Below are 26,979 nucleotides of genomic sequence, written 5' to 3'. Positions count from 1 at the left end.
CGAGGGAGGGCGGGCGGTCAGGCGGGAGTGGGGAGCCAGGTGGGGAGCGGCTCGCGGGCGGTCAGCCAGCCCTCCGGCACGCCGCCCGGCGCGCCCACCCCGGTGTACGCGGCAACGATCCCGCCCACGATCGCGGCTGTGGTGTCCACGTCGCCGCCCGCCTCGACGCAGGCGCGGATCGCGGCGGGGTAGTCGTGCAGCAGCGTGGCGGCGACCCACAGCGTGAACGGCACGGTGTCCTGCGCGGTGACCCGGGAGCCGTTGCCGAGCGCGTCGGCCGCCTCGGCGGCGGAGTGACCGAGCAGCGCGGCGGCCCGGCGTACGCCCCGGTGCACCTCACCGGCCGGGTCGAGCGCCCCGGCGACGGCGGTGAGCAGCCGGGCCGGGTCGGGGCGGCCGCCGTCGAGGCGGGCGCGGGCGGCGAGCGAGGCGGCGACCGCGACCGCCACCGCACCGGCGACGCCCTCCGGGTGGGCGTGTGTCACCTCGGCGGAGGCGCGGGCCTGCTCGGCGGCGCGGCGGGTGGAATCGGCGTGCCAGGCGCCGAGCGGCGCGACACGCATGGCGGCGCCGTTGCCGCAGGAGCCCTGCCCGTCGAACGCGGACGCGGCGGCCACCGGCCAGGGCGTGCCGGTGCGGATCAGCCGCAGCACCGTCACCGCGCCCGGCCCGTACCCCCGGTACGGCTCGCAGCGCTGCGCGAACGCCAGCGCCAGCCGGTCCCGGTCGATGCGGCCGTCGGCGGCCAGCTCGGCCACCACCGAACACGCCATCTCGGTGTCGTCGGTCCACTCCCACGGCGGCGCGGGCAGCCGCCCGGCGGCGAGGTCGTCCGGGTGCCGGCCGGGGACGAAGAACTGGGAGCCGAGGGCGTCGCCCACCGACAGGCCGGCCAGCGCGTCGCGGGCGAGCGTGAGGCGGGTGTCGGGGAAGAGCGTGAACGTCATCGCCGTCCCAGCTTGCCCGGTTGGCCGGACCGCCGCAACGCGACCGGCTTGCCACGCCGAGTACGGTGCTGACGTGGCAACCGTCCTGCTGGTCGAAGACGACCACGTCGTGCGCGGCGCCATGCTGCGGTCGCTGACCGACCGGGGGCACGCGGTGCACGCCGTCGGCACCGCGCTGGACGCACTGCGCCGGGTCGCCGCGGAGACGCCGGACCTGGTGGTGCTCGACCTCGGCCTGCCCGACCTGGACGGCTCGGACGCGCTGCGCATGCTGCGCGGCATCACCGATGTGCCGATCATCATCGCCACCGCCCGCGACGACGAGCAGTCGGTGGTACGGCTCCTGCGCGCCGGGGCGGACGACTACATGGTCAAGCCGTTCACCGGGGCGCACCTGGACGCCCGGATCACCACTGTGCTGCGGCGGGCCGGCCGGGCCAGCCGTACCGTCGCGCCGGCCGTGCACACGGTCGGCGGCCTGCGGGTGGACGTGGGCGAGCGCAGCGCGGTGCTGGACGGGGAGGCGCTGGCCCTGACCCGCAAGGAATTCGACCTGCTGGCGTATCTCGCCGCGCGTCCCGGCCGGGTAGTGTCCCGGCGGGAACTCTTGGAGGAGGTATGGCGGCAGCCATCGGTCGGCGAGGACCAGACCATCGACGTTCACCTGTACTGGCTCCGCCGCAAAATGGGCGAGTCCGCGGCGAAGCCGCGCTACCTGCGCACCGTGCGGGGGGTCGGCTTCCGGCTGGTGGCGCCGGACTGAGGTTCAGCCTCGCCGGGCTCACCGCGGGGCTGTGCGGCCTGATCGCGCTCGCCTTCCTCGTCCCGCTCGGGTTCACCCTCGCCGACCGCACCCGCGAGGCGGAGCTGGCCGACGCCGCCCGCCGGGCCGCGCTGGTGACCGGCGCGCTGGCGGTCAGCACGGACACCGCGACGATCGAACGGGCGGTGGCCGCCGCGGCCGGCGACGATCCGGCCATGCGGCCGGTCGTGCACGGCATCGGCGCTGACGAGTCGGCCGGCCGCGCGAACCCGCAGGTGCTCGCCGACGCCGCCGCGCAGCGGCGGTCGGTGGTGACCGAGGTGGACGGCGGGGTGCTGCGGCTGGACCCGGTGGTGCTGGGTGACCGGGTCGCCGTGGTGGAGGTCTTCGTCCCCGACGAGGTGCTCGACTCCGGCGGCGGCGGGCGGTGGCTGCTGCTGCTCGCGATCGGCCTGGCGCTGGTCGGCGCGGCGGTCGCCGTGGTCGACCGGGTGGCGGCCCGGGCCGTGGACGCCACCGGCGACCTGGTCAAGGCGGCGCTCGCGGTGGGTGACGGCGAGCTGGGGGTACGGGTCGAGCCGACCGGCCCGCGTGAGCTGGCCGAGGCCGGGCACGCGTTCAACCGGATGACGGAACGACTGGTGGCGCTGCGCGCCGACGAGCACGAACTGGTCGCCGACCTGTCGCACCGGCTGCGTACGCCGCTGACCGCGCTGCGGCTGGACGCCGAGGCGCTGGAGTCCGACGACACGAGCATCGGCACGTTCAGCGAGGCGGAGCTGGACCGGCGGCGCGGCATCCGGCGTATCCGGCAGGCGATCGTCACGCTGGAGGGCGAGGTCGACCAGCTCATCAAGACGACCCGCAAGGCGGTCGCCCAGGAGTCGGCGCCGGCGTCGTGCGACGTGAGCGAGGTGGTCCGGGACCGGATGGTCTTCTGGTCGGCGCTGGCGGGTGACCAGAACCGGCCGCACCGGGTGGTCGGTGCGCAGTTGCGGATCCCGGCGCCGGTGCCCCGCGCCGAGCTGGCCGCCGCGCTGGACGCGGTGATCGGCAACGTGTTCCGGTACACGCCGCAGGGCACCGCGTTCGAGGTGGCGGTGAGCCGCCGGGACGGCTGGGTGGCGATCCGCATCGACGACGCCGGGGCGGGCATCGCCGACCCGGACCGGGCGTTGCGCCGGGGCGAGAGCGACAAGGGCTCCACCGGGCTCGGGCTGGACATCGCCAAGCGGGTCGCGTTGCAGGCGAACGGTTCGGTGAGCATCGACCGGGCCCGGCTCGGCGGGGCGAGTGTGGTGATGCTGCTGGCCGACCCGGACGCGGCGCCCCGGCCGGTGAACCGGTTCGGGCTGGTCGGGCGGATGGCCCGGGAGGCACGCGAGCCGCGTCCCGGGCGGCGCTGGCCGCGCCCGCGCTGACCACTGACTGTGTACGGGCGCAAGTTCTCCTTAAAGGTGGTTTAACGACGGCCGGAAAACCGGCGTGAACTGCCAGGATCGCTGACAGAACCCATCAGTTCCGTCGGCCGGGACGCCCCGTAAGACCTTCCGGCCGACGGATCATGCGCGCGGCGGGAGTCCGGTCCCCCCACACCTCGCTCCCGTCGCGCGCGCTCTCCCGTCGATCCCGGGCGCGAGGTGACCGTCATGCCACCGGCCGTCAGTCGTCTGCTCCGCTGGGCCGCCGTCATCGGCCTGGGCATCGCACTCACGCTCGCGGTCTGGCAGGACCCGGTGCTCGCGCACGGTCCCGTCCGGCCCGTACCCGTCGCTCCCGGTCCCACTGCCGCGCTCGCCGCGCTGGCGCTGTCCGGGCTGATGCTGACCGCGCGGCGCCGGCCGCCTCGGGGATCGCGACGACCGGCACCGGTACGGCCGCTCAGCGTGCCGCGCTCGCCAGGTACGCGTCGATCTCGGCGGTGATCCGGGCCTGCTCGGCCGGCGCCAGGAACGCCGCGGCCACCGCCTCGCGGGCCAGCGCGGCCACCCCGTCCGGGCCGAGCCGCAGCAGCCGGGCGGCCACTGCGTACTCGTCGTTGAGCGTGGTGCCGAACATCGGCGGGTCGTCGGAGTTGATGCTGACCGGCACGCCGGCCTCGACCAGCAGCGGCAGCGGGTGCGCGTCCAGGCTGGGCACGGCGCGGGTGCGCACGTTGGACGTCGGCGAGATCTCCAGCGGGATCCGCCGCTCGGCGAGGTGGGTCAGCAGCGCCGGGTCCTGCGCGGCGGAGATGCCGTGGCCGATCCGCTCGGCGCCCAGTTCGCGCAGCGCGTCCCAGATCGTCTCCGGGCCGGTGGTCTCGCCGGCGTGCGGCACCGAACGCAGCCCGGCCGCCCGCGCCTGGTCGAACCACGGCTTGAACTGCGGCCGGGGCACCCCGATCTCGGGGCCGCCGAGGCCGAAGCTGATCAGCCCGTCCGGTCGTTCGTCGAGTGCGATCCGCAGCGTCTGCTCGGCGGCGGGCAGGCCGGCCTCGCCGGGGATGTCGAAGCACCAGCGCAGCGCGATGCCGAAGTCGGCCTCGGCGCGCTTGCGGGCGTCCTCGATCGCCTCGCAGAACGCCGGCGCCGGGATGCCGCGGTTGACGTGCGAGTACGGCGTGACGGTCAGCTCGGCGTAGCGGACCTGCTGGCGGGCCAGTTCTCGGGCGACCTCGTGGGTGAGCAGCCAGACGTCGTCGGCGTCGCGGATCAGGTCCACGACGCTGAGGTAGACCTCGATGAAGTGGGCGAAGTCGCGGAACGCGAAGTAGTCGGCGAGCGCCTCCGGGTCGGCCGGGACCGGGCTGCGCCCCTCGTGCCGGGCGGCCAGCTCGGCGACGATCCGGGGCGAGGCCGAGCCGACGTGGTGCACGTGCAGCTCCACCTTTGGCAGTCCGGCGATGAAGGTGGGCAGGTCGGTCACGAGTTCTCCTCTGCGCGGGCGCCGGTGCGGGCCACCATGAAGATCCGGCGGAACGGGAAGTACACCTGACCCTGCCGCACCGGGTACGCCTGCGCGAGCCGTACCCCCAGCTCGGCGCGGAAGGCGGCCCAGCCGGCGGCGTCCAGCGCGGCGCGGACCGGGCGCAGCGCGGTGCCCTCCATCCAGGCCAGCACCGGGTGGTCGGCGCCGGTGGCGGGCAGCAGATGCACGTACGTAGTCTCCCAGGCGTCGACCGCGCAGCCCGCGCCGGTCAGCAGCGTGGCGTAGCCGACCGGCTCGTCGACGGGGGCCTCGCGCAGCTTCCCGGCGAGCGCGTCGCGCCACCGGTCCTGCGCGGCGACGGAGCGCAGCAGCCGGTGCGACGGCGCGTCGAAGTTGCCGGGCACCTGGAACGCCATCCAGGCGCCGGCCGGCAGCGCGCCCGCCCAGCGGCGGAGCAGGTCGCGGTGTTCCGGCACCCACTGGAGCACGGCGTTGCCGACCAGCACGTCCACGTCGGGCTCCGGCCGCCAGTCGCGGACGTCGGCGACGGCGTACCTGACTGGTCCGCCCTCGGCGGTCGCGCGCTCGATCATCTCCGGGGAGGAGTCCAGGCCGGTGACCCGGCTGCCGGGCCAGCGGGCGGCGAGCGTGGCGGTGAGGGTGCCGGGGCCGCAGCCGAGGTCGACCACGGCGCGCGGGTGCTCGGCGCCGACGCGGGCCAGCAGGTCGTGGAACGGCCGGGAGCGCTCGTCGCCGTAGCGCAGGTAGGTGCGCGGATCCCACATGACAGCCTCCAAACCGTACGTACGTCTTGTTAGACCGTACGGCCCGGCGCGCGCCACGGCAAGCCGCTCACTAGGCTCGACCGGGTGGAACAGCGCAGCTTCGACCGGCTCGGCCGGCACGTCGGCATCATCGGACTCGGCGCGTGGCAGCTCGGCGCGGACTGGGGCGAGGTCAGCGAGGACGCGGCGCTCGCCGTACTGGCCGCCGCCGTCGACGCGGGCGTCACCTTCCTGGACACCGCCGACGTGTACGGCGACGGCCGCAGCGAGGCCCTGATCGGCCGGTTCCTGCGCTCCCGCCCCGGACACGGGCTCACCGTGGCCACCAAGATGGGCCGCCGGGTCGAGCAGACCCCGGAGGCGTACACCCTCGACAACTTCCGGGCCTGGACCGACAGGTCCCGGGCCAACCTCGGCGTCGACACGCTCGACCTGGTGCAGCTGCACTGCCCGCCCACCGCCGTCTTCGCCGACGACCGGGTCTTCGACGCGCTCGACACACTCGTCGCCGAGGGACGCGTGGCCGGGTACGGCGTCAGCGTGGAGACCTGCGACCAGGCGCTCACCGCCATCGCCCGGCCCGGTGTGGCGAGCGTGCAGATCATCCTCAACGCGGTCCGGCACAAGCCGCTGGAGCGGGTGCTGCCCGCCGCCGCTGCCGCCGGGGTCGGGATCATCGCCCGGGTGCCGCTGGCGAGCGGCCTGCTCTCCGGCCGGTACGACGAGAACACCACGTTCCCGGCGAACGACCACCGCACGTTCAACCGGCACGGCGAGTCGTTCGACGTGGGCGAGACGTTCTCCGGCGTGGACTACGACAGCGGCCTGGCGGCGGTACGCCGGCTCGCGCCGCTGGTCGGCGACGACCGCACGATGGCGCAGTTCGCGCTGCGGTGGGTTCTCGACCAGCCCGGCGTGACTGTGGTGATCCCCGGCGCCCGCTCCCCCGAGCAGGCGCGGCGCAACGCCGAGGCGGCCGGGCAGCCGGCACTGACCGAGGTGGAGCTGGCCGCGGTGCGGGCCACCTACGACGAGCTGATCCGCCCGCAGGTGCACGACCGGTGGTGAGCCGGCCGTCCGGCGCGGCGCCGCCGGGCACCCGCGGCGGCGGGCATGCTGGAGCGGGACTGTCGTCGTCGGAGGGGGAACGATGAGGGGTTGGTTCCGGCTCACCCTGGGGCTGCTCGCCGTGGTGCTCGGTGCGCTGTGGACGGTGCTGGGCCTCGGGTACGTCGAGGGCAGCATCATGAGCGACCAGCGGATCTGGGCGCTGGCCGGCCCGGTGCTGGTCCTGTTCGGACTGGCCGGGCTCTGGTGGGGCATGCGGGCGCGACGCCGCTGAGGCACCGGGTAAGGCGAAGCCCCGCCTCCCGTGCGGGATGCGGGGCTTCCGGCACCGGCCGGCGCGGCCGGTGCGGTCAGCTCAGATGGGGCGGACCTGCTCGGCCTGCGGACCCTTCTGACCCTGGGCGATCTCGAACTCCACCCGCTGGTTCTCCTCCAGCGTGCGGTAGCCGCTGGTCTGGATGGCCGAGAAGTGGACGAACACGTCAGCACCCCCGCCGTCGACGGTGATGAAGCCGAAGCCCTTGTCAGCGTTGAACCACTTCACGGTTCCCTGCGCCATGTGTATCTCCTTCTAAAACTGGCGGCCGAGCACGCCGTGCGGCCGATTGGCCGTTTTCGAGCAGCGGCGCCTGAGGCGGCCCCCAATGCAGGAGACTTCTCTCAACCCACGCGTCTCTCAACAGCGTGAGACAGCAAACCACGTACGCAAAAACTTCGCACAGCCTAGCGGACGAAATTCTCCGACATGTGACCTGAAGGTCGTGCGGACGGCGCTGCGCGGCCCGCCGGAGCCATGCGAAAGGCCCCTTTCCCGCGCGCGGTAAAGGGGCCTTTCCGGCCTTTTCGTCAGTCCGGCCAGCGACCGGTCAGACGGCGTACGCCCACCGCCCCGCCCCTGTCGACGGCGGCCCGCACCACCGAGAAGATGGCCCCCTGCAGGGCCGCGGCGGCCAGCACCTCGCCCCAGCGGCGGTCCTCGTCGGTGGCGCTCGGCGCCTCGCCGTCGCCCGCCGTCACCTTCCAGACCTGACGGAAGATCGCCCCGGCGACGGCACCGGCGGCCAGGCCGAGCAGCACCCCCACCGGCTTGTACGCCGCCTTGCCGACCCTGCCACTCACCTGCGCCTCCCTCGGACGATCACCAGCACCACCGCGGTCACCAGCGCGCCGGCCGCGATGGCCGCCCACGGCAACGGGTTGCGCCCGACCGCCTCACCCTTCTCGTACGCCTGCGCCCGGACCAGCCGGGCCCGCTCCGCCGCCCGCCCGCGCACCCGGGCCGCGGTCAGCGACGCCTGCTCCCGCATCCGCGCCTTCGCCGCCTCGGCGGAGTGCCGCACCAGCGCCTTCGGATCGGCCCTGGCCGCGAGCAGCTCCATCGTCTCACCGAGCTCCACCCGGGTCCGGCGGATCTCCTCCCGGAGCGCCGCCACGTCCCCGGTCCCGTTACCGGTCATGCCCGCCTCCCGTCCTTCACCGCGGCGGTGACCGTGTCGACGTCCGCCCGAACGCTGCGGACCGCCGCCTCAGGCACCGGCGGGACGGCACGGCTGACCTGCTTCTTGCCCACCAGCGCCAGGATCCCGGCGAGCAGGAACAGCGCCACCGCCACGATCAGGGCGGCCAGCCACGCCGGCATGACAAGCGCCAGCAGCAGGATCACGGTGGCGACCAGGGCGCCGGCGCCGTAGAGCGCCATCACCCCGCCGCCGCCGAACAGACCGATCCCGATCCCGGCGTGCTTGCCCTTCTGGGTCAGCTCCGCACGGGCCAGGGCCAGCTCGTCCCGCACCAGGCGGGTGACCTGCTCGGTGGCGCGCTGTACCAGTTCGGCGGTGGACGGCTCGCTCCCGGTCCGCGACGTGCTGCGACTCGCGACGTCAGCCATGCTGTCCTCCTTTCGTCATCACCGCGCTGTATGCCCGGAGTCGCCGCCCGTCAATCCTGCGCGGAGCAGCCGGTCCGCCCGGCCGCGCGCCGCCGGAACCCGGTGCCGGGCACCGGATCCGGGGCGTGCGCACCACGTCCCCCGCAACGGCCCGGCCAAACCCGCCCGGCCGGAAAGCCGCTCGTACGCGCCGAACCCCCGGCGCCGTGGGCGGCCGGGGGCTCCGATCGGGGGTACGGGGTCAGCGACGCGCCTCGGCGTGCTCCTCCCGGCCCACGAACACCTCGCTGCGGGCCTCGCCGTCGTCGCTGCCGCCGAAGACACGCGCGTCGTCGGGCGCCTCGGTGCCGGTCGGGCGGCGTACCGGGCGGCGCGGCTGCACCGCCTGCCAGGGCAGCGGGCCGGTGGCCTCGCCGACCTCGGCGCGCAGCCGGGGCAGGGCGGTCGGGCGCTGGTCGCGTACCCAGGTCACCAGGTGCTCGCGGACCAGGCACCGCAGGTCCCACAGGCTGCCCGCGTCGGCGGCGCTGACCAGCGCGCGGACCTTGACCATGCCGCCGGTCGCGTCGGTCACCTGGAGCACGCAGACCCGGCCGTCCCACAGCTCCGTGCCCTCGCACAGGCGGCGCAACTCCTCCCGCATCGCCTGCACCGGAATCGACCAGTCCAGCTCGAACTCGGCGGTGCCGAGCACCGCCGCCTCGGTCCGGGTCCAGTTCTGGAACGGCCGGCTGGTGAAGTACGAGGTGGGCAGGATCAGCCGGCGGTCGTCCCAGATCTGCACCACCACGTAGCTGAGCGTCAGCTCCTCGATCCGGCCCCACTCCCCCTCGACCACCACCACGTCGTCCAGGCGTACCGCGTCGCTGAACGCGAGTTGGAGACCGGCGAAGACATTGGCGAGCAGGCTCTGTGCGGCCAGCGCGGCGACCGCGGCGATCACACCGGCGGAGGTCAGCACACCGGCGCCGACCCCGCGTACGGCCGGGAACGTCATCAGCATCACGCCGACCGTGAGGATCACGATCACCGCGATGGTGAGCCGGCGCAGCAGCACCACCTGCGTGCGCACGCGGCGGGCGTGCCTGTTGTTCGGCACGTCGACCCGGAACCGGGCCAGCGCGGTGTCCTCCGCCACCACCAGCAGCGAGGCCACCAGCCATGCGGTGGCGGCGATCGTCGCGAGCACCAGCGTGTGCAGGACGAACTGCCGCCACGGGCTGCCGACCGCGTACGCGGTGGTGAACCGGACCGCGAACTGCACCGCCGCCACGGTGAGGGCGAGCTGGAACGCGCGGTGCGCGTGCTCGGTCAGCTCGGTCATCAGCAGCGAGCGGCGGCCGAGGCGGCGGATGACGCGGTGCACCACCTGGGCCAGCACCAACGCGATCGCCGCCGCGGCGAGCGCGGCGGCGACTGTCACGACGTAACTCTGCACGAACTCTCTCCCTCCGACCGGGCGGGAATCGGGCAAAGGCCCAATGGTGCCCGGCGGCCCGGGTATCGACCAGGATCAAACCTTGCGGTACCGGGACTGGAAGAAGCAGTAGACACCGAACGCGGCGATGCCGAGCGCCATGAGCGCCAGCAGCCACGGCCCGTACGACTGGTCGCGCAGCGTCCGCAGCGCGGCGTCGAGGCCACGCGCCTTCTCCGGGTCGTAGTTCACAGCGGCGACCACGATCAGCAGGCCGGCGATGGCGAACACGGCGCCCCGGGAGGCGTACCCGGCCATGCCGAGCCGACGGGTGAGCTGGCGGGTCTTCGGGCTCATCTCGCCGGTCTTGAGGTTGCGCTCGAACTTCTTCTTCAGGCCGTAGACGACCATGCCGATGCCGAGCGCGGCGAGCGCGAGCCCGGCCAGGCCGACCAGCCACCGGCCGCCGTCGGAGGCCATCAGCTTCTCGGAGAGCTGCTGCTGCTGGTCGGAGGCGTTGGAGCTGGCGTCCTGGAAGACCTTGATCGCGGTCCAGCCCAGCCAGACGAACACGACGACCCGGACCACCGAGGCGATCCGTTCGAACAGTCGTTCCTTGCCCGTCCTGGACACGTGGCCGGAGATCGCCTCGAAGGCCTGCCAGATCGCCATGGCGAACAGGCCGACCGCCATCGCGATCAGGAGGAACTTCCCGAGCGGCTGTTCACCGAGAGTGCGCAGCGCGCCGTTCTGGTTTCCCTCCTCGCCCGAGTTCCCGAAGGCGATCTGCAGCGCCAGCCAGGCGAGGAGCAGGTGCACGATTCCGTATCCGATGAAGCCGGCACGGGTCAACAGTTCGAGCCACCAGCTGTTTCGAGCCTGGGCGGCGGTGGCTCCGGCGTTCCGGGTGAGAGACATGAGCCCTCAATCTCCCGGCGGGCGATTTTCCAAACGTCGCCGCCCGCCGGGACGGCCGAAACGGATCAGGCGCTGAGGTCGCCGGCGACCCGCACCACCACCTGCTGATCGTTGACGCTGTCCAGGCTGACCTGGAAGCCGGCGACCTCGGTGGCCTGCTGGCCCACTGTGAGCGAGAGCTGTTCCCCGGCGACCTCGACCGTGACCTGGTCGCCTTCGGCGCCGATCAGCTTCGCCTCGACGCCGAGGATCCGGGCGCTGGCCTCCACGCCGCGGTCGAAGGTGATCGTGCAGGCGTCCAGACCGCAGTCGGTCTCGGCGCCTTCGGAGCTGCATCCGGCGAGCAGTGCGGCGCCGAGGGCGAGACCGGCGAGCAGACCGGCGGCGCGACGGGCGGGGGCGGAGGTGGCGCGTCGGATCGTCACCCGTCCAAGGATAGGCGGCGAACGCCACAGCGGCCTCGCGGGCGAGCGCGGGACGGCCACGCCGGGCAGGGCGTCCGGGGTGCGCGCTAGGGTGCCGGAATGGCTTTCGACGTCGCCCGGGTCCGGGCCGCCTACCCTGCCCTGGGCGAGGGATTCGTCCACTTCGACGGTGCCGGGGGCACCCAGACCGCAGCCGCCGTCGTCGAGGCGGTGGCCGGGGCGATGCGCGCCGCGACGGGCAACCGCAGCACCGCCTTCTTGCCCGGCCGCCGGGCGCTGGATCTGGTCGCCGGGGCGCGAGCCGCGGTCGCCGACCTGCTCGGCGCGCAGCCGTCGGGCGTGGTGCTCGGGCCGAGCGCGACAGCGCTGACGTACACGCTGGCCCGGACGCTCGGCGCCGGCTGGCGTCCGGGCGACGAGGTGGTCGTCTCCCGGCTGGACCACGACGCGAACGTCCGCCCGTGGGTGCAGGCCGCGCAGTCGTCCGGCGCCACGGTGCGCTGGGCCGAGTTCGACCCGGCGACCGGTGAGCTGCCCGCCGGTCAGTACGCCGACCTGGTCACCGAGCGCACCCGGCTGGTCGCGGTGACCGCCGGCAGCAACGCGATCGGCACCGTGCCGGACGTGGCGGCGATCGCCAAGACCGCGCACGCCGCCGGCGCGCTGGTGTGCGTGGACGGCGTGCACTCGGTGCCGCACGGCCCGACCGACCTGGCCTCGCTCGGCGCGGACTTCCTGGTGACCAGCGCCTACAAGTGGTCCGGGCCGCACCTGGCGGCGATGGTCGCCGACCCGGCGCGCTGGGAGGCGCTGCGCCCGGCGAAGCTCGTGCCCTCCGCCGACGCGGTGCCGGACCGGTTCGAGTACGGCACGCCGAGCTTCCCGCTGCTGGCCGGGGTGACGGCCGCGGTGGACCACCTGGCCGGCCTGGACCCGGAGGCGACCGGCGACCGGCGGGAGCGGGTACGCGCCGGTCTGGCAGCCGCGCAGGCGCACGAGGAGGCGGTCTTCGACCGGCTGCTCGCCGGGCTGGCCGACCGCCCGTTCGTGACCGTGTACGGCGCACCGGCGCGGCGCTGCCCGACCGTGTCGTTCCGGGTGGCCGGCCTGGCCCCGGCGCAGACGGCGGCGGCGCTGGGCGAGGCGGGCCTGTGCCTGTCGCACGGCGACTACTACGCCTACGAGTACTTCGAGGGCATGGGCCTGCGGGGCAGCGGCGGGGCCGTGCGGGCCAGCGTCTACCACTACAACACCGCCGACGAGGTGGACCGGCTGCTGGCCGAACTGGACCGGCTGGCCGGGCCCGAGGGGAGAATGATCCGGTGAGCTTTCTGGTCGAGGAGAACACCGCCAAGCGCCGCTTCGAGATCCTGGTGGACGACGCGCTGGCCGGGTTCACCGCGTACACGCTCCGGGGCGAGACGCTCGTGTTCACGCACACCGAGGTCGACGACCAGTTCCAGGGTCAGGGCGTCGGGGCCGCGCTGGTCCGGGGCGCTCTGGACCAGGTCCGCGCCCGGGGCGGCCGGATCGTGCCGCAGTGCCCGTTCGTGGCCTCGTTCATCGAGCGCCACCCGGAGTACGCCGACCTGGTGGCAGACAAGCCGTGAGGCCCGGTCCGGCCGGGGGACCTCCCCACCCGGCCGGACCGGGAGTCAGCGCGCCCCGGTCAGCACCTCGGCGGCGGCCCGTGCCGCCGCGGCGGTGGCGCCGTGGGTGGCCAGGTGCACCGCGCCGGTGACCAGCTCGGGCACGCCCAGCTCGACCACCACCGCGTCCGGGCGGGCGGTGAGCGCGCGGCGTACCGCGTCCCGCATCCAGTCGTGCCGGTGCAGGTCGCGCACCACGAGCACCAGCGGCCGGCCGGCGGGCGTCGCGCCCGGGTCGGCCGGTACGGCGTCGGCGGCGTAGCGGGCGGTGGTGGTGCCGGGCGCCAGGTGGGCCAGCGGTGCGGCGATGCCCCACGGCGTCTCCTCGCCGATGGCGATGTTGCGCGGGGGCGCGAACTCCACGACGTGGGCCGGACCGGTCAGCGGCAGCAGCCCGGCGTCGCCGGTGACCCGGACCGCGCGGCGGGCGGCGGCGAGCCCGATCGGTGAGCCGTCGGCGGGCGGCGTGCCGGCGGCCCGGCGGGCGCGGGCGGCGACGCTCCACGCGGCGAGCTGACCGACGCGCTTGGCCGCCTCGGCGAGCCGCTCCTCGGGCAGCTCCCCGCTGATCACCGCCGCGACGATCGCGTCGCGCAGCTCGCGGGCGTCGGCCTCGGTGGCCCGTTCCCCGCCGACGCAGATCGCGTCCGCGCCGGCCACGAGCGCGCGCACGGCGGCGCCGGTGAAGCCGTACCGGTCGGCCACCGCGCGCATCTCCACCGCGTCGGTGACCACCACGCCGCCGAAGCCCATCTCCTCGCGCAGCAGGCCGCCGAGCACGCGCGGGCTGAGCGTGGCGGGCAGCTCCGGGTCCAGCGCCGGCACCAGCAGGTGACCGGTCATCACCGCCTGCACCCCGGCGGCCACGGCGGCGCGGAACGGGGCCAGCTCGACCGCGTCGAGACGGGCCAGGTCGCCGCCGATGCGGGGCAGGTCGTGGTGCGAGTCGACACGGGTGTCGCCGTGCCCGGGGAAGTGCTTGGCGCAGGCGGCGACGCCGCCGGCCTGGAGGCCGCGTACCCAGGCGGCGGTGTGCCGGGCGACCAGGTCCGGGTCGGCGCCGAAGGAGCGCACCCCGATGACCGGGTTGGCCGGGTTGGAGTTGACGTCGGCGTCCGGGGCGTAGTCCAGCGTGACGCCGACGGCCGCGAGTTCGGCGCCCAGGTCGCGGGCGACCTCCTCGGTCAGCGCCGGGTCGTCGACAGCGCCGAGCGCGTAGTTGCCGGGACGGGAGCTGCCCCGGGCGGACTCGATCCGGGTGACGTCGCCGGCCTCCTCGTCGATCGCCACGATGACGTCGGGCCGCTCGGCGCGCAGGTTCGCGGTGAGCGTGGCGACCTGCTCGTGGTCGACGACGTTGCGGGCGAACAGGACCACCGAGCCGAGGCCCTCGCCGAGCCAGCGGCACACCCACGGCGGCGGTGTGGTGCCGACGAACCCCGGTTGCAGGACGGCGGCGGCGAGCGCCGCCAGGTCTCCGGTCGATCCCTCGGTCCGCTCGCTCATGTGCTGTCGTACCCCCGTCTCCCCCACGGACCCGCCGGGGCCGGCGGGTGCTGACATGGTCACACCGCGCAGCTAAATAGTCAACAATCCTTACTGTTAGCCGCTGGCGCCCCCGGACCTCGCGTGGGAGAGTTCCCACATGTCCGCTCTGCCGCTCGCCGACGCCACCAGCGCCGCCGACATCCCCGGCGTACGCCTGCTCGGCCTGGTGGTCGGCGGCCTGTTCCTGCTGATCGCGATCCGGGCCATGTTCCGCCGCTGATCCGCGCCGGGCGGTGAGCGGCGGTGCCGGTTTCGCGCGGGATCGCCGGGGGTAGCTGAGGCGCTTGATGAAACTGACCACGCACTCCTCCAGCCTGCGCCGGGCGGCGCGGAACCTGTTCGGCTGGACCGCGCTGCGGCCCAACCAGCTCGCCGCCATGCGCGCCGTGATGAAGCGCCGTGACGCCCTGGTGGTGCTGCCCACCGGCGCCGGCAAGTCGGCGATCTACCAGATCCCGGCCAGCCTGATCCCCGGGCCGACTGTGGTGATCTCCCCCCTGCTGGCGTTGCAGCAGGACCAGATCGCCGCGCTCAACGAACGGCAGCGCCCGGAGCTGCGCGCGGTGCGGATCAGCTCGGACGAGAGCGCCGCCCAGCAGGCCGAGGCGATCGAGGACATCCGCGCCGGGCGCGCGGAGTTCCTGTTCATCACGCCGGAGGCGCTGAGCAACCCGGACCGGCTCGCCGAGGTCCGCGAGCTGAAGCCGGCGCTGGTGGCGATCGACGAGGCGCACTGCATCTCCGCGTGGGGCCACGACTTCCGGCCGGACTACCTGGCGCTCGGTCACCTGATCGACGGCCTGGGCCGCCCGCCGGTGGTGGCGCTCACCGCGACCGCCTCCCCGCCGGTACGCGACGACATCATCGCCCGGCTGCGGCTGCGCGAGCCGGAGGTGGTGGTCTCCGGGCTGGACCGGCCCAACCTCTTCCTGGAGGTGGCCCACTGCCCGACCGACGACTACCGGTGGCGGCGGCTGATCGCGCTGCTGCGCGACGACGAGCGGCCCGGCATCATCTACGTGCCGACCCGGCGGGCGGCCGAGGAACTGGCCGAGCGGCTCACCGGCGCCGGTTTCCCGGCCGAGTTCTACCACGGCGGCATGCCCACCGCGGCCCGGCACGAGCTGCACGAGGCGTTCCTCGCCGACCGGGTGCCGATCATGGTGGCCACGTCGGCGTTCGGCATGGGCATCGACAAGCCGAACATCGCCTGGGTGGTGCACATGGCGCTGCCCGACTCGCCGGACAGCTACTTCCAGGAGATCGGCCGGGCCGGGCGCGACGGATCGCCGGCCCGGGTGCTGCTGCTGTGGCGCGCCGAGGACGTCGGCCTCCAGCGTTACTTCAGCGGCGGTCTGCCGGACGAGAAGGAACTGACCGAACTCGCCGCGGTGCTGCGCGGCAAGGCCCGCAACCGCAAGGAGCTGCGCGAGCTGACCGGCCTCGGTCCGCGCAAGCTGGGGCAGTACCTCTCCCTGCTGGAGCAGGTCGGGGCCGCCGAGCCACGGGCCAAGCAGCGCATCGGCGCACCCCGGTACGCGCCGGCGGCCGCCGACTCCGGCCGCGCCGCGCTGGCCGAGGCGGAACGGCAGCAGACAGTGACCCGGTCGCGTACCGACATGATGCGCGCCTTCGCCGAGACCACCGGCTGCCGGGGGCAGGCCCTGCTGGCGTACTTCGGTGAGCAGATGCACGAGGTCTGCGGGCACTGCGACAACTGCCACGCGGGCACCAGTGTGGCGGGTGACGGCGCGGTCGGGCCGTTCCCGGTGCACAGCCAGGTACGCCACCCGGAGTGGGGCGCCGGTCTGGTGCTCAGCTACGAGGAGGACCGGATGACGGTGCTCTTCGACGAGGTGGGCTACAAGACGCTGTCCGTGCGCGTGGTGTCCGAACAGGGCCTGCTGGAGCTGGACTAGCCTGACCCGGGCGCCGCGGGGGCGCCCGTCGACAACGACGACCACGGCGAAAGGGGCCTGATCGTGATCGAGCAGCCGGCGTACACCCGGTTCGGCGTCTCCGACGAGGAGTGGGGACTGCTTGTGGGGCTGCCGCAGTCGGTGCTCACCGCGGCGGCCGCCGCCGAGTCCGACGGCACCCGTCGCACCATGGCCGAGAACGCCGCCGGGCTGGAGACCATCGCCGCCGGCCGGGAGTCGGCCAGCCCGCTGGTCGCCGCGGTGGCCGGCGAGGTCGTCGACCGGGTGGGCGACCCGGAGACCGGCGCGGAGCTGCCGGTGATCACGCCGCAGGACCCGAAGGCGATGATCGAGGACGTGCTGGCCCGGGCCGGGCAGGCGTCCGCGCTGCTCGCCGCGCGGGTGGACGAGGGGCAGGCCGGGGCGTACCGGCACTGGCTGGTGGACATCGCCGAACAGGTGGTGGGCGCGGCCTCCACCGGCGGCATCCTGGGCCTCGGCGGCGACGCGGTGACCGACTCCGAGCGCCGTTTCCGCGACCGGCTGTCCCACGTGCTGAACGACTGAACGGACTCCTAACAGAGGTTTCCCCGGTCCGTCAATGACGGACGTCACGGCCCCACGGGTGTCGCTTTTCGGCCCCGTGGGGCGTCCTTTTTGTGCAGGGCGTGACGAACACGGGGAGTCGTTCTATGGACGGGAAGCTGCACCGGCAGGTCCTCGACACGCAGGCGCTGCCGCCGCGGGAGCGGTTCGGCATGTGGCTGGACATGATGGCGAGCACCCCGACGCCGCTGCGGGTGCGCACCGCGCACGCCGACGACTTCGTCGCCCGGGCCGAGTTCGTCGACCTGGGCCGGATGCAGCTCATCCGCTACCGCTACCCGTCGGTGGACTGCGTGCGCACCTCGAAACTGATCCAGCGCCCCGACCCCGACTACTACCTGCTGGCGCTGACGCTCAGCGGCACCAGCCAGGCCGACCAGGAGGGGCAGCGCGCCCGGTGCCGCCCCGGCGACCTCACCTTCTACGACTGCTCCCGCCCGCACGAGGTCAGTCACCACGCCGACCCCGCGGGGTCCGCGTACGCCCACTCGATCGTGGCCCTGATGCCGTACGACGCGCTGCCGTTGCCGCCCCGCCGGCTCGCTCCCCTGTTCGCCGGCCGGATGTCCGGCTCGGAGGGCGTCGGCGGGCTGGTCGCCGACTTCCTCATCCGGATCACCGCGAACCCCGAGCAGTACCACGCGGCCGACGCGGAGCGGCTCGGCGCCGTCGGTCTCGACCTGGTCGCCACGCTGCTGGGCCGCAACCTCGTCTCCGAGGACGAGATGCCCACCGAGGTCCGGCGCCGGGCCCTCCAGGCCCAGGTACGCGCGTACGTGCGCCAGCACCTCGGCGACGCCACGCTCGACCCGGGCGCGATCGCCGACGCGCACCACATCTCGGTGCGCTCCCTGCACCGGCTCTTCGAGGACGAGGAGACCACAGTTGCCGCGTACATCAGGGACGAGCGGCTGGCCCGGTGCCGCCGCGACCTCGCCGACCCGGCGCTGAGCGACCGCTCGATCCAGGTCATCGCCGCCCGCTGGGGCTTCCGGGACAAGGCGCACTTCAGCCGGGTCTTCCGGACCACGCAGGGCGAGACGCCGCAGGAGTACCGGGCCCGTCACCTGGAATCGGCACGGATCGTCAACAGCACGGCATCCGCCGTCAACCTGTCCCGTACATACTGAAACCCGGGCCTGTACCGCTCGCGGTGGGCCCGCGGATATCGGGGGGCCGGGCGCGGCGTCCGCGGCGGTCCCGGCCGCGGGCGGCCCCGCCCGGTGATGTTTCCCGGGACCGCACCGGCGGCCGAGATTTCCGGCCCCGTCGCGCTTCCCCCCCAGGACCGACGGGGCCGGTCGGCGGTCAGCCGGCCTCCTCCTCCAGCAACGCCAGCACCGACTTCTCCACCGCCTCGCGCGGCATCTCCGGCTGCACCGGCGCCAGCACCCCGTCGTGGTAGAGGTCGACCACGCGCGGGTCCACGTACGAGGTCCGGGCCACAGTCGGGGTGTTGCCGAGCAGTTCGGCCACCGAACGCATCACCCCCGCCACGGCGCGCCTGCGGGCGGTGGCGGAGCGCTGCGGACCCACAGTGGCCAGTTCGGCTGCGGCGAGCACCGTCGCGTGCCAGGTACGGAAGTCCTTCGCCGTCATCTCGCCGCCGCTGGCGTCGCGCAGGTAGTCGTTCACCTCGTCGCTGCGCACGTCGCGCCAGGAGCGGCCGTCCCAGTAGCCGAACAGCCGTTCCTGGGCGCGCCGGCGACGGCGCAGGTTGAGCAGCACCCGGCACAGTTCGGCGTCCTCGATCCGGCGGACCTGGTCGATGCCGCCCTTGGCCGGGAACTCGAACACCACGCAGCCGCCCCGGGAGCGGGCGTGCTCGGGGCGCAGCGTGGACACGCCGAACGTGGGGTCGTCGCCGGTGGCGTACTGGTCGTTGCCGACCCGGAACGCGCCCATGTCGAGCAGCCGGGCGACGGTGGCCAGCACCCGTTCGCGGCGCAGGCCGCGCAGCGCCAGGTCGTGCGTGACCCGGTCGCGCAGCGCGGGCAGCCGGTGCGCCACCTCCAGCACGTGGTCGAACTTGGCCTCGTCGCGCTTGCGCCGCCAGCCCGGGTGGTAGAGGTACTGCTTGCGGCCCGCCGCGTCGATGCCGGTGGCCTGGATGTGGCCGTTCGGGTACGGCGAGATCCACACGTCCCGCCAGGCGGGCGGGATCACCAGCTCGCGCAGCCGGGTCAGCTCCCCGGCGTCGCGCACCGGCTCGCCGGCCGGGTCGAGGAAGAGCCAGCCCTTGCCGCGCCGCCGGCGCGCGTATCCCGGCCGGCCCGGATCGCTACGCCGCAACCGCACCGGAGACCCGTTCCACGTCTGCCACCGCAGCCACCACCTCGTCGATCCCGATGGCATCCAATGTCGGGTGGGTTCCTACCCCGCCCGACCCGGTCGAATCCGGGTTGACGGGCGTGGGCTCGATCGCACCCAGCGCCCGGTGCCGGGGCCGGTCCGGCGGTGGGCCCCAGTGCGCCGCCGGCACCGGCCCGAACAGCACCACCGACGCAGTGCCGTAGCCGGTGGCGAGGTGCGCCACGCCGGTGTCCCCGCTGACCACCAGCCGCGCGCCCGCGACGAGCGCGGCCATCTCGGCCAGTCCGGTCCGGCCGGCCAGCACCGCCTCCGGCGGCAGCCCGGCGTCGCGGGCGACCCGCTCGGCCAGCGCCCGCTCGTCCGGCGAGCCGGTGACCGCCACCCGGTGCCCCCGCGCGGCCAGCTCCCGGGCCAGCCCGGCGAACCGGTCCGCCGGCCAGCGCTTCGCCGGGATCTTGCCGCCCGGGTGCAGCAGCGTCACCCCGGCCGGTACGCCGGTCAGCGCCGGACGCCGCAGCGCCAGGTCCCCCGGGTCGGCCGGCAGCCCGTACGCGTGCAGCAGGCGGCACCAGCGGCGGACCTCGTGCTCGTCGTCGTCCCAGGCCGGGCCGTCCGGGTGCCCGGCGCCCGGGTTGCTGTGGGCGAGCAGCCGGCCGGGGCGTACGGCGGCCAGCGCCCGGTGCGACTGCGGCCCACGGCCGTGCAGGTTGACCGCCACCTCGGGGGGCGGGCCGGTCCACGCGATCCGGTCCGGCCCGGCGGTGGGCAGCACCCGGTCGACCGCCCCGGTCAGCTCCGCCAGCGGCGCCAGCCAGCCCGGCGCGGCGAGCACCAGCTCCCGGCCCGGCAGGCCGGCGCGCAGGCCACGCAGCGCCGGCACGGCGGTGGCCAGGTCGCCGACCCCGAGCGCCCGCAGCACCAGGATCACGGGTACGAGGACTCCTGCGCGGCGCAGACCACCATCTCGCGTACCGCGCAGCCGGCCGGCTGGGACAGCGCGAACATGACGGCTGCGGCGGTGTCGGCCGGCTCGTTGAGCACCGCGTCCGGGCCGGGGCGGTACTGCGCGTCCCGCTCGTCGAAGAACGCGGTCCGCATCCCGCCCGGGATCAGCAGCGTCACGCCGACAGCGCCGGCGAGTTCCGCGGCGAGCGCCCGGGTGAAGCCCACCACCCCGAACTTCGCCGCGCAGTACGCTGTCGCGTCGCTGACCGCCTTCACCCCGAGCGTGGAGGCCACAGTGACGATGCTGCCCCGGGACGCCTCCAGCCAGGGCAGCGCGGCCCGGATCACCGCGGCGGTGGCGAGCAGGTCCACTGTGACGATCCGCTCCCAGGTCTCGGCCGGGATGTCGGCCAGCTTCCCGGGCACGTCCATCCCGGCGGCGGTGACCACGGCGTCCAGCCCGCCGGAGCGTTCCGCGAGGTCGCGGGTAGCGGCCTCGGCGGCGCGGGTGTCGGCCAGGTCGCACTCGACCCAGGGCACCCCGTCGGCGGGGCGCTGCCGGTCCAGCACCAGCGGGCGCCCACCGGCGCGGGCCACCGCGGCGACCACCGCCGCGCCGAGCCCGCTGGAGCCGCCGGTGACCAGGACGGTCGGCCCGGCTCCGGGCGCGCCGGCGCTCACGCCGCCACCGTCGGACCGGCGGGCGCGACCGCGCCGGGTCGGATGCGTCGCTCGTTCATCGTGCTCCCTTCGCCGTGGACCGGACCTGCGCGACGGCCTCGGCCGGGTCGCCCGACGCGGCCGGCCAGCCGCCGCTGCCCCGCCCGGCCCGCGCCGCCGCGATCATGTCGGTGGTCGAGCGCCCGTCGAGGTACGGCACGACCACCGTGTGACCGCCCCAGCGGGCCAGGATCTCCGTCTCGGGCAAGGTCTCCGGGCCGCCGCCGCTGGCGTAGTCGCCGCCCTTGACCCAGATGTCCGGGCGCAGCCAGGACAGCGCCGCCTCCGGTGTCGGCTCGTCGAAGATCAGCACCGCGTCGACGCAGCCGAGCGCGGCGAGCAGCCGCCCTCTGTCGCCCTGCGGCACGACCGGGCGCTCCGGACCCTTGAGCCCCGCCACGCTGGCGTCGGAGTTGAGGCAGACCACCAGGCAGTCGCCGAGCTGCCGGGCCGCCTGGAGCGTCGCCACGTGCCCGGCGTGCAGCAGGTCGAAGCAGCCGCCGGTGGCGACCACCGTGCCGCCGGCCGCACGTACCCGCGCCACCACCTCGCCGGCCGCCCCGGCGCCGATCCGGTCCCCGCCGCCGGTGACCACCGCCGGGGCGACCGCCCGCACCGGCGCGGGCAGCGCGGCGGCGACACCGCCGCCAGCCACGTACGCCGACGCCTCGGTGACCGCCTCCTGCACCGCCTCGGACACGAGCGCGCCCCGGGCCAGGGCCAACGTCGCGGTGGACGCGAACCGGTCGCCGGCCCCGCAGGTGTCCCCCTCGGCGGGCGGCGCCGGCACCACCAGGGGCGTGGACCCGGCGTGGCTGAGCAGCGCGCCGTCCCCGCCGAGCGTCACCGCCACCGCGCGCGCCTGCCAGCGGCGGCGCAAGGCGTGCGCGCTACGCGACGCGACGGCCAGGCGGGAGCCGCCCGGCGGCGTCTTGGCCAGCTCGCGGGCCTCCGGCTCGTTCGGGGTGGCCAGGTGCACCCCGGGTACGGCGGCCGGCCCGCGCGGATGCGGATCCCAGACCACAGGCGCCCGGGTTGCGGCCAGCGCCGCGCGCAGCGCCGGATGCCCGGCCACGCCCCGGCCGTAGTCGCTCACCAGCACGGCGGACGCGTCGGCGATCAGCCGCAGCACGGCGTCGCTGGGCTGACCGGGCGCACCGGCGCTCCCGCCCCGGTCGTGGCGCAGCAGCACCCGTCCGCGCGCCCGCAGCCGGATCTTCTCCGGGGTGGCGCCGGCCAGCGGAAGCGCGTACAACCGGACCCCGGCGGCGGCGAGCAGCGTGCCCAACCGGGCCCCGCCCGCGTCGTCGGCGACGGCGGTGACCAGCGCGACCTCGGCGCCCTGCGCGGCGGCGAAGACGGCGGCCAGCCCGGCGCCACCGGGCCGGTCGACGGATACGGTCTCGTCCAGCACCGGCACCGGGGAGTCCGGGCAGAGCCGGTTCACCAGACCTTCGACGTCGCGGTCCAGCAGCGTGTCACCGAGCACCACCACCGGTCCCCTCATGCCGGGCCTCCCCGGCCGGCCGGCGCCGTCGGGTCCGGCTCGCCGACGACGACCTCGACACCCGCGCGTACCGGCCCGGCCGCCGGCTGGGCGGCGAGCGCGGCGGGCAGCGCCAGTTCGACGTACTCGCAGAGCACGTGCGAGGCCACCAGGTGCAGTTCCTGCACCACCTGCCCGTCCGGCGAGTCGATCGCCAGATGCTCGTGGCAGAGGTCGGCGAGGGGGTTGGGTGCGGGTCCGGTGAAGGCCCAGCAGCGCAGGCCCGCCTGGTGTGCGGCGTGGGCGGCGGTGAGGAGGTTGGTGCTGGCGCCGCTGGTGGTCATGAGCAGGAGGTGATCGTGGGGCCGGCCGTGGGCGCGGACCTGCCGGGCGAAGGTTTCGTCGTATCCGTAGTCGTTGGCGATGGCGGTGACGGCGCTGGTCTCGGCGTGCAGGGCGATGGCGGAGAGGGGTTGGCGGTCGTGGCGGAGTTTGCCGACGAGTTCGGCGGTGAGGTGCTGGGCTTCGGCGGCGCTGCCGCCGTTGCCCGCCACCAGCAACCGGCCACCGGCGGCGAGCCGCTGCGCCAGCTCCTCGCCCCAGCGGGCCAGCATCTGCTCCGCCTCCCGCAGCGGCAGCAACGCGGCGGCCAGCAGGCTCAGGTGGTCCTCCAGCACCGTCGCGCCGGCGGCCGGCGTCCCGGCCGTCATCAGGCGACCACCCGGGTCGGGCGGCGCACGGTGGCCACCTCGCCGTACAGCTCGGTGAGGCGGTCCGCGGTGGTGGCCCAGGAGTAGCGGGTGCGTGCCCGCTCCAGCGCGGCGGTGGCGTAGGCGAAGCGGCGGATCCGGTCGCCGAGCAGACCCCGGATCGCCGCACCGAGCGCCGCCGGCTCCCGGGGTGGCACCAGGTCGCCGGTGCGTCCGGCCACCACCGTGTCGATCAGCCCGCCGACAGCCGTCGCGACCACCGGTACGCCGCAGGCCATCGCCTCCAGCGGGGTGAGCCCGAACGGCTCGTACCAGGGGGCGGCCACGAGCACGTCGGCCGACCGGTACCAGCGGCCCATCTCCTCCCGGGGGACCGCGCCGACCAGCCGTACCCGGTCGGCGACGCCGAGCGAGTGGGCCAGCGCGCGCAGGCGCAACGCGTACGGGTCGGTCTCCAGCAGCCCGGCCGGCGGCCCGCCGACGACGACGCAGTCGGCATCCGGCACCTCGGCGACGGCCCGGATGACGTCCTGGAAGCCCTTGCGTTCGACCAGCCGGCCGACGGTGAGGACGCGGGCCCGGCCGCCGTCACGGTCGGCGACCGGGCCGAGCGGGGAGAACGTCGTGAGGTTCACCCCCGACGGCACGACAGTCATCCGGGACCGGGGCACGCCCATCCGGACCAGTTCGGCGACCTCGTCCTGGCACTGAGCGACCACCCGGTCCACCGAGCGGCCCAGCTTCCGCTCGTGCTCGACCCGGCCCGGCGGGCTGGTGTCCTGCACGCCCTGGTGGCGGCGCTTGACGGTGCCGAGCGCGTGGTACGTCTGCACCATCGGCACGCCCGCGCGGCGGGCCGCGGCGAGACCCGCCAGCCCGCTCATCCAGAAGTGCGCGTGCACCACCTCGGGCTGCCAGTCGCCGGTGCGCCACCGGTCGGCCAGCCACTGCCCGAACGACGGCATGTACGGCAGCAGGTCGTCCTTGGCCACCGGTTCGGCCGGCCCGGCCGGTACGTGCACCACCTCGTACCCGTCCGGGGTGCGGACGCTCACCGGCAGATCCACCGCGTCGAGGCGGGTGTAGACGCGCACGTCGTGACCGGCGGCCGCGAGCGCGGCGGAGAGCTCCGCGACATGCGTGTTCTGGCCACCGGCGTCCTCCCCGCCGAGGACGGCGAGCGGGCTGGCATGCTCCGAGATCATCGCGATGCGCATACTTCCTCCTCCAGCAGCCGGTCCCAGTCGGCGAGGAATCGATCCAGGCCGTAGCGGTCCCGGGCGGCGGCCCGGGCCACGGCGCCCGCCCGGCGGGCGGACTCCGGGTCGTCCAGCAGGCCACGGGCGGCATCGACGAGCGTGTCGACGCGGGTGGACAGCGCGCCCGCGGCAGGCGGCACCGCCTCCACCGCCTCGGTCGTGGCCAGTGCCACCACGGGCATGCCCATGGTCATGGCCTCGACGAGGCTGAGGCCGAGTGAGGTCCAGCGGCACAGGTGCAGGTACGCGCGCCGTTTGGCGAGTTCGGCGTGCATGGCGTGCTGGGGTACGTCGTCGTGGCTGGTCAGCCGGTCCTCGGGCAGGCCGAGGTGGGCGGCGAGACCGTCCACCTTCATGCCGTAGACGTCCAGCGGCGCCAGCGCGGCGAACCGGGCGAGCAGGTCGGTGCCGGTGACCCGCCAGCGGCGTACCGGCTCGTTGATGACCACGGCGAGGCGGTCGAGTTCCCCGGTCCACTCGACGTTCGGCGGTACGACGCCGTGGTCGACGACTGTGGTCCTGGTCGCGCCGTTGTCCCAGAACAGCTCGTTGAACGCGGTGACGTGCGTGAGCAGCAGGTCGTCGCGGTCGGCCATCGGGTGCCGGGTGTTCGGCACGTCGCCTTTCGGGGTGTTGTGCTCGACGTAGATGGCCGGCACGTCCCGGCCCGGCCGGCGGCCGAGCCACTCCGCCGCCAGGTCGAGTTCCTCCGGGCGTTGCAGGATCACCAGGTCCACGTCGGTGTCGCGCAGGTCTTCGGGAGTGACCTCGACGGCGCTGTCCGGCCACGGGTAGGTGCGCGCCCGGCCCAGCCCGTACGGACCCCGGTCCGGCGTGACCGGCACCAGGTAGCGGTGCTTGCCGTGCACGAAGGAGGTCGTCCACGACCCGTGGACGTGCCACAGCAGGATGTTCATCCGGCCACCCCGCCCGCCACCGGCGCCGGCACGCCGAGCAGCCGCAACGCCTCCAGGACCCGTCCCGGCTCGACAGCCGACAGGCACGGGTGGCCGGGGACCGGGCAGACGGTGGCGCGGGTGTCCCGGCACGCCGCCCCCGCGTCGCCGAGCCGCACCGTCGGCACCCGGTAGGGCCCCCACTGCCCGAACGGCACCGTCGGCGCGAACAGGCTCACCACCGGCACGCCGAGCGCGGCGGCCAGGTGCGCCGGGCCGGTGTTGCCCACCACCAGCGCCCCGGCGCCGGCGATGACCGCCGCCAGGTCGTCCAGCCCGGTCCGCCCGCCCAGGTCGACGCCGCCCGCCGCGGCGACGCGCGCGGTCAGCTCCCGCTCGTCCGGCCCGCCGGTGACCACGACCCGGTAGCCTGCGGCGCCGAGCACGCGGACCACGCGGGTGGCCAGTTCCTCGGGGCAGGCGCGGGTCTCCACCGACGATCCGGGGTGCAGGACCACGTAGCCGGGCTCGCCGGCGTCGGCCGCGCGCGGCGGAAGCCGGTCGGTGCGGATGCGCAGCGCCGGTTCGTCGTGGCCGGGCAGCGCGAAGCCGGCTGCGGCGGCGAGGGACAGGGCGCGTTCGGGTTCGGGTACGCCTGCCGGGACACGGTGGCGGACGTCGAGCAGGCTGCCGGGGTAGTCGTCGCTGATGGCGCTGATCCGGGGTACCCCGGCCAGGCGCAGAAGCAGGGCCAGGGGCAGGGCGGACTGGTGGAAGGAGGTGAACACGACCGCCTCGTCGGCGCGTACCTCCGACAGCCGGTCGGTCAGCGCGCGCACGGCGCCGGGGTCGACGGGTGGGGCGGGCGCGTCGATCCACGGCAGCGGCGCCTCGATGATCTCGTCCACGCCTGGGAGCAGTTCGGCGGCGGCCCGGCCGCGTGGCCCGCACAGCAGCACCACCCGCTCCGCGCCGGCCGCGACCGCCCGGATGCCCGGCCCGGTCACCAGCACGTCGCCCGCCGCGTCGCTGCGCACCACCAGCACCGTGTCCGGGCGTGACCGGCGCGCGGGCTGCGGCGCGGCCGTCAGGCGCATCCGGGCCAGCACGATGCCCACCGCGTCCGGCAGGTCGGCCGCGACAGTGGGCGCGGCAGCCACCTCGGCGGCCCGGGTGGCGGGCGTGGGCACCATGATCGCGGCGGCGCCGGCCGCGGCGGCGGCTGCCGTGTCCGCGCCGATGTCCCCGATCAGCACGCAGCGGGTCGGCGTGGTCCCCAGCGCGGCCGCGGCCTCGTGCACGAGGCCGGGCGCGGGCTTGCGGCAGACGCACCCGTCGGCCTCGGCGTGCGGGCAGATCGCCCAGTGGTCGAAGGGCCCGAGCAGTTCCTCCACCCGGGCGTTGACCAGACGCAGGTCGTGCGCCGTGAAGCAGCCCCGGGCCAGGCCGGACTGGTTGGTGACCACCGCCAGCCGCAACCCGGCCGCCCGCAACCGGTCCAGCGCCTCCCGGGCGCCCGGCACCGGCCGGACCTTCTCCGGGTCGCCGTTGTACGGCACATCCTCCACCAGCGTGCCGTCCCGGTCCAGCAGGACCGCGTCGTACAGGCCGGACGGGAACCGGTCAGCACCCGGGTCAACCCGGGCTGACCTGCACTGATCCCGCTCGTGGTCCCGTCGCACGGGCGGCGGGTTCCCGAGGCCCCGAGGAGTAAACGTCGACGTCGGCGCCAGGCCGCCCCGCCGGTGCCGCACAGCCGGGTGCACGCCTGCCACGACCGGCCCGGTCCGGCGATACCCGCCGCCCC

General features: G+C 75.1%; 29 protein-coding genes. 10 read left to right on the top strand and 19 right to left on the bottom strand.

Translation table 11 applies throughout. The features are described 5' to 3' along the window. Positions 1-17 precede the first annotated feature (17 nt). The gene (locus ML5_RS11780) at positions 18-947 is read right to left on the bottom strand and encodes an ADP-ribosylglycohydrolase family protein (RefSeq protein ID WP_013474848.1); all 930 of its coding nucleotides are present in this window, start codon (positions 945-947) and stop codon (positions 18-20) included. A 73-nt stretch (positions 948-1,020) separates the two neighbouring features. On the opposite strand from ML5_RS11780, the gene ML5_RS11775 reads away from it, so the two are divergent. Further along, positions 1,021-1,710 carry a response regulator transcription factor gene (locus ML5_RS11775; RefSeq protein WP_013285422.1) on the top strand — a complete coding sequence of 230 codons (690 nt, stop codon included), beginning with the start codon at positions 1,021-1,023 and terminating at the stop codon, positions 1,708-1,710. A 29-nt stretch (positions 1,711-1,739) separates the two neighbouring features. Continuing rightward, on the top strand, positions 1,740-3,131 hold the full coding sequence (locus ML5_RS11770) for a HAMP domain-containing sensor histidine kinase (RefSeq protein ID WP_176739827.1): 1,392 nt from the start codon (positions 1,740-1,742) through the stop codon (positions 3,129-3,131). Between the two features lie 460 nt (positions 3,132-3,591). Here the strand turns inward: ML5_RS11770 and ML5_RS11765 are convergent, their stop codons facing one another. Both ML5_RS11765 and ML5_RS11760 read right to left on the bottom strand, forming a co-directional pair. Continuing rightward, positions 3,592-4,617: an adenosine deaminase gene (locus tag ML5_RS11765; RefSeq protein WP_013474847.1), complete on the bottom strand. Its 1,026-nt coding sequence runs from the start codon at positions 4,615-4,617 to the stop codon at positions 3,592-3,594. After that, positions 4,614-5,405, bottom strand: a complete 792-nt coding sequence (locus ML5_RS11760) for a trans-aconitate 2-methyltransferase (protein ID WP_013474846.1) — start codon at positions 5,403-5,405, stop codon at positions 4,614-4,616. Before ML5_RS11760 ends, ML5_RS11765 begins: the two co-directional genes overlap by 4 nt. An 84-nt stretch (positions 5,406-5,489) precedes the next feature. Here ML5_RS11760 and ML5_RS11755 point away from each other — a divergent pair, with 84 nt between their 5' ends. Both ML5_RS11755 and ML5_RS11750 read left to right on the top strand, forming a co-directional pair. Beyond that, entirely contained in the window at positions 5,490-6,473 is a 984-nt protein-coding gene (locus ML5_RS11755; protein WP_013474845.1) for an aldo/keto reductase, read from the top strand. An 82-nt stretch (positions 6,474-6,555) separates the two neighbouring features. Beyond that, a complete protein-coding gene (locus tag ML5_RS11750; protein WP_013474844.1) occupies positions 6,556-6,747 on the top strand; it encodes a hypothetical protein in 192 nt (63 codons plus the stop codon). A gap of 81 nt (positions 6,748-6,828) precedes the next feature. Here the strand turns inward: ML5_RS11750 and ML5_RS11745 are convergent, their stop codons facing one another. The 7 genes from ML5_RS11745 to ML5_RS11715 all read right to left on the bottom strand — a co-directional run bounded on the left by ML5_RS11745 (position 6,829) and on the right by ML5_RS11715 (position 11,121). Further along, positions 6,829-7,032: a cold-shock protein gene (locus ML5_RS11745; RefSeq protein ID WP_007075740.1), complete on the bottom strand. Its 204-nt coding sequence runs from the start codon at positions 7,030-7,032 to the stop codon at positions 6,829-6,831. Between the two features lie 287 nt (positions 7,033-7,319). Then, positions 7,320-7,592 (bottom strand): DUF4235 domain-containing protein, encoded by a 273-nt coding sequence (locus ML5_RS11740; protein WP_013285416.1) that lies wholly within the window; start codon positions 7,590-7,592, stop codon positions 7,320-7,322. Further along, positions 7,589-7,930, bottom strand: coding sequence for a DUF3618 domain-containing protein (locus ML5_RS11735; protein WP_013285415.1), 342 nt, complete (start codon positions 7,928-7,930; stop codon positions 7,589-7,591). Before ML5_RS11735 ends, ML5_RS11740 begins: the two co-directional genes overlap by 4 nt. Further along, entirely contained in the window at positions 7,927-8,361 is a 435-nt protein-coding gene (locus ML5_RS11730) for a phage holin family protein (RefSeq protein ID WP_013474843.1), read from the bottom strand. Before ML5_RS11730 ends, ML5_RS11735 begins: the two co-directional genes overlap by 4 nt. Positions 8,362-8,602: 241 nt before the next feature. Then, entirely contained in the window at positions 8,603-9,799 is a 1,197-nt protein-coding gene (locus ML5_RS11725) for a mechanosensitive ion channel family protein (protein ID WP_013474842.1), read from the bottom strand. Between the two features lie 75 nt (positions 9,800-9,874). After that, a complete protein-coding gene (locus ML5_RS11720) occupies positions 9,875-10,696 on the bottom strand; it encodes a DUF1206 domain-containing protein (protein ID WP_013474841.1) in 822 nt (273 codons plus the stop codon). 65 nt (positions 10,697-10,761) lie between these two features. Then, complete coding sequence (locus tag ML5_RS11715; RefSeq protein ID WP_013474840.1) at positions 10,762-11,121, bottom strand: hypothetical protein; 360 nt, start codon at positions 11,119-11,121, stop codon at positions 10,762-10,764. A 99-nt stretch (positions 11,122-11,220) separates the two neighbouring features. On the opposite strand from ML5_RS11715, the gene ML5_RS11710 reads away from it, so the two are divergent. Further along, positions 11,221-12,447: a cysteine desulfurase-like protein gene (locus tag ML5_RS11710; protein WP_013474839.1), complete on the top strand. Its 1,227-nt coding sequence runs from the start codon at positions 11,221-11,223 to the stop codon at positions 12,445-12,447. Then, the gene (locus tag ML5_RS11705; RefSeq protein WP_013285410.1) at positions 12,444-12,731 is read left to right on the top strand and encodes a GNAT family N-acetyltransferase; all 288 of its coding nucleotides are present in this window, start codon (positions 12,444-12,446) and stop codon (positions 12,729-12,731) included. Before ML5_RS11710 ends, ML5_RS11705 begins: the two co-directional genes overlap by 4 nt. Before the next feature lie 45 nt (positions 12,732-12,776). On the opposite strand, the gene ML5_RS11700 is transcribed toward ML5_RS11705, so the two are convergent. Continuing rightward, positions 12,777-14,276, bottom strand: a complete 1,500-nt coding sequence (locus tag ML5_RS11700) for a glycoside hydrolase family 3 protein (RefSeq protein ID WP_013474838.1) — start codon at positions 14,274-14,276, stop codon at positions 12,777-12,779. Positions 14,277-14,415: 139 nt separating this feature from the next. Here ML5_RS11700 and ML5_RS33095 point away from each other — a divergent pair, with 139 nt between their 5' ends. The 4 genes from ML5_RS33095 (at position 14,416) to ML5_RS11685 (ending at position 17,973) form a co-directional block, all read left to right on the top strand. Beyond that, complete coding sequence (locus tag ML5_RS33095; RefSeq protein ID WP_013285408.1) at positions 14,416-14,538, top strand: hypothetical protein; 123 nt, start codon at positions 14,416-14,418, stop codon at positions 14,536-14,538. Positions 14,539-14,605: 67 nt separating this feature from the next. Next, positions 14,606-16,237, top strand: coding sequence for an ATP-dependent DNA helicase RecQ (locus ML5_RS11695; RefSeq protein WP_013285407.1), 1,632 nt, complete (start codon positions 14,606-14,608; stop codon positions 16,235-16,237). Between the two features lie 63 nt (positions 16,238-16,300). Next, positions 16,301-16,804, top strand: a complete 504-nt coding sequence (locus ML5_RS11690; RefSeq protein ID WP_013474837.1) for a hypothetical protein — start codon at positions 16,301-16,303, stop codon at positions 16,802-16,804. Positions 16,805-16,929: 125 nt separating this feature from the next. After that, the gene (locus tag ML5_RS11685; protein ID WP_013474836.1) at positions 16,930-17,973 is read left to right on the top strand and encodes a helix-turn-helix domain-containing protein; all 1,044 of its coding nucleotides are present in this window, start codon (positions 16,930-16,932) and stop codon (positions 17,971-17,973) included. Between the two features lie 178 nt (positions 17,974-18,151). Here the strand turns inward: ML5_RS11685 and ML5_RS11680 are convergent, their stop codons facing one another. Genes ML5_RS11680 through ML5_RS11645 form a run of 8 tightly spaced genes read right to left on the bottom strand, consistent with a single transcriptional unit; the run spans position 18,152 to position 26,854 of the window. Continuing rightward, complete coding sequence (locus ML5_RS11680; protein ID WP_013474835.1) at positions 18,152-19,141, bottom strand: DNA topoisomerase IB; 990 nt, start codon at positions 19,139-19,141, stop codon at positions 18,152-18,154. After that, complete coding sequence (locus tag ML5_RS11675; protein WP_013285403.1) at positions 19,125-20,084, bottom strand: glycosyltransferase family 9 protein; 960 nt, start codon at positions 20,082-20,084, stop codon at positions 19,125-19,127. Before ML5_RS11675 ends, ML5_RS11680 begins: the two co-directional genes overlap by 17 nt. Beyond that, a complete protein-coding gene (locus ML5_RS11670; RefSeq protein WP_013285402.1) occupies positions 20,081-20,782 on the bottom strand; it encodes an SDR family oxidoreductase in 702 nt (233 codons plus the stop codon). The genes ML5_RS11675 and ML5_RS11670 overlap by 4 nt, the downstream gene beginning before the upstream one ends. Before the next feature lie 55 nt (positions 20,783-20,837). After that, on the bottom strand, positions 20,838-22,328 hold the full coding sequence (locus tag ML5_RS11665; protein WP_013285401.1) for a PfkB family carbohydrate kinase: 1,491 nt from the start codon (positions 22,326-22,328) through the stop codon (positions 20,838-20,840). Then, positions 22,325-23,017: an SIS domain-containing protein gene (locus tag ML5_RS11660; RefSeq protein WP_013474834.1), complete on the bottom strand. Its 693-nt coding sequence runs from the start codon at positions 23,015-23,017 to the stop codon at positions 22,325-22,327. The genes ML5_RS11665 and ML5_RS11660 overlap by 4 nt, the downstream gene beginning before the upstream one ends. Continuing rightward, a complete protein-coding gene (locus tag ML5_RS11655; RefSeq protein ID WP_013474833.1) occupies positions 23,017-24,234 on the bottom strand; it encodes a glycosyltransferase in 1,218 nt (405 codons plus the stop codon). Before ML5_RS11655 ends, ML5_RS11660 begins: the two co-directional genes overlap by 1 nt. Further along, positions 24,219-25,193, bottom strand: coding sequence for a glycosyltransferase (locus ML5_RS11650; RefSeq protein ID WP_013474832.1), 975 nt, complete (start codon positions 25,191-25,193; stop codon positions 24,219-24,221). Before ML5_RS11650 ends, ML5_RS11655 begins: the two co-directional genes overlap by 16 nt. Then, entirely contained in the window at positions 25,190-26,854 is a 1,665-nt protein-coding gene (locus ML5_RS11645; RefSeq protein WP_013474831.1) for an HAD-IIIA family hydrolase, read from the bottom strand. The genes ML5_RS11650 and ML5_RS11645 overlap by 4 nt, the downstream gene beginning before the upstream one ends. Positions 26,855-26,979: the final 125 nt, after the last annotated feature.

The sequence above is a fragment of the Micromonospora sp. L5 genome, from assembly GCF_000177655.2.
Taxonomy (GTDB): domain Bacteria; phylum Actinomycetota; class Actinomycetes; order Mycobacteriales; family Micromonosporaceae; genus Micromonospora; species Micromonospora aurantiaca.
The sequence above is the reverse complement of the archived record's forward strand: the minus strand, read 5'-3'. Positions and strand labels throughout refer to the sequence as shown.

Coding starts and splice junctions, on each gene's coding strand:
- ML5_RS11780 (WP_013474848.1), bottom strand. CDS start 947: ATGACGTTCACGCTCTTCCCCGACACCCGCCTCACGCTCGCCCGCGAC.
- ML5_RS11760 (WP_013474846.1), bottom strand. CDS start 5,405: ATGTGGGATCCGCGCACCTACCTGCGCTACGGCGACGAGCGCTCCCGG.
- ML5_RS11750 (WP_013474844.1), top strand. CDS start 6,556: ATGAGGGGTTGGTTCCGGCTCACCCTGGGGCTGCTCGCCGTGGTGCTC.
- ML5_RS11745 (WP_007075740.1), bottom strand. CDS start 7,032: ATGGCGCAGGGAACCGTGAAGTGGTTCAACGCTGACAAGGGCTTCGGC.
- ML5_RS11735 (WP_013285415.1), bottom strand. CDS start 7,930: ATGACCGGTAACGGGACCGGGGACGTGGCGGCGCTCCGGGAGGAGATC.
- ML5_RS11730 (WP_013474843.1), bottom strand. CDS start 8,361: ATGGCTGACGTCGCGAGTCGCAGCACGTCGCGGACCGGGAGCGAGCCG.
- ML5_RS11720 (WP_013474841.1), bottom strand. CDS start 10,696: ATGTCTCTCACCCGGAACGCCGGAGCCACCGCCGCCCAGGCTCGAAAC.
- ML5_RS11710 (WP_013474839.1), top strand. CDS start 11,221: ATGGCTTTCGACGTCGCCCGGGTCCGGGCCGCCTACCCTGCCCTGGGC.
- ML5_RS11700 (WP_013474838.1), bottom strand. CDS start 14,276: ATGAGCGAGCGGACCGAGGGATCGACCGGAGACCTGGCGGCGCTCGCC.
- ML5_RS33095 (WP_013285408.1), top strand. CDS start 14,416: ATGTCCGCTCTGCCGCTCGCCGACGCCACCAGCGCCGCCGACATCCCC.
- ML5_RS11695 (WP_013285407.1), top strand. CDS start 14,606: ATGAAACTGACCACGCACTCCTCCAGCCTGCGCCGGGCGGCGCGGAAC.
- ML5_RS11685 (WP_013474836.1), top strand. CDS start 16,930: ATGGACGGGAAGCTGCACCGGCAGGTCCTCGACACGCAGGCGCTGCCG.
- ML5_RS11665 (WP_013285401.1), bottom strand. CDS start 22,328: ATGAGGGGACCGGTGGTGGTGCTCGGTGACACGCTGCTGGACCGCGAC.
- ML5_RS11660 (WP_013474834.1), bottom strand. CDS start 23,017: ATGACGGCCGGGACGCCGGCCGCCGGCGCGACGGTGCTGGAGGACCAC.
- ML5_RS11655 (WP_013474833.1), bottom strand. CDS start 24,234: ATGCGCATCGCGATGATCTCGGAGCATGCCAGCCCGCTCGCCGTCCTC.
- ML5_RS11650 (WP_013474832.1), bottom strand. CDS start 25,193: ATGAACATCCTGCTGTGGCACGTCCACGGGTCGTGGACGACCTCCTTC.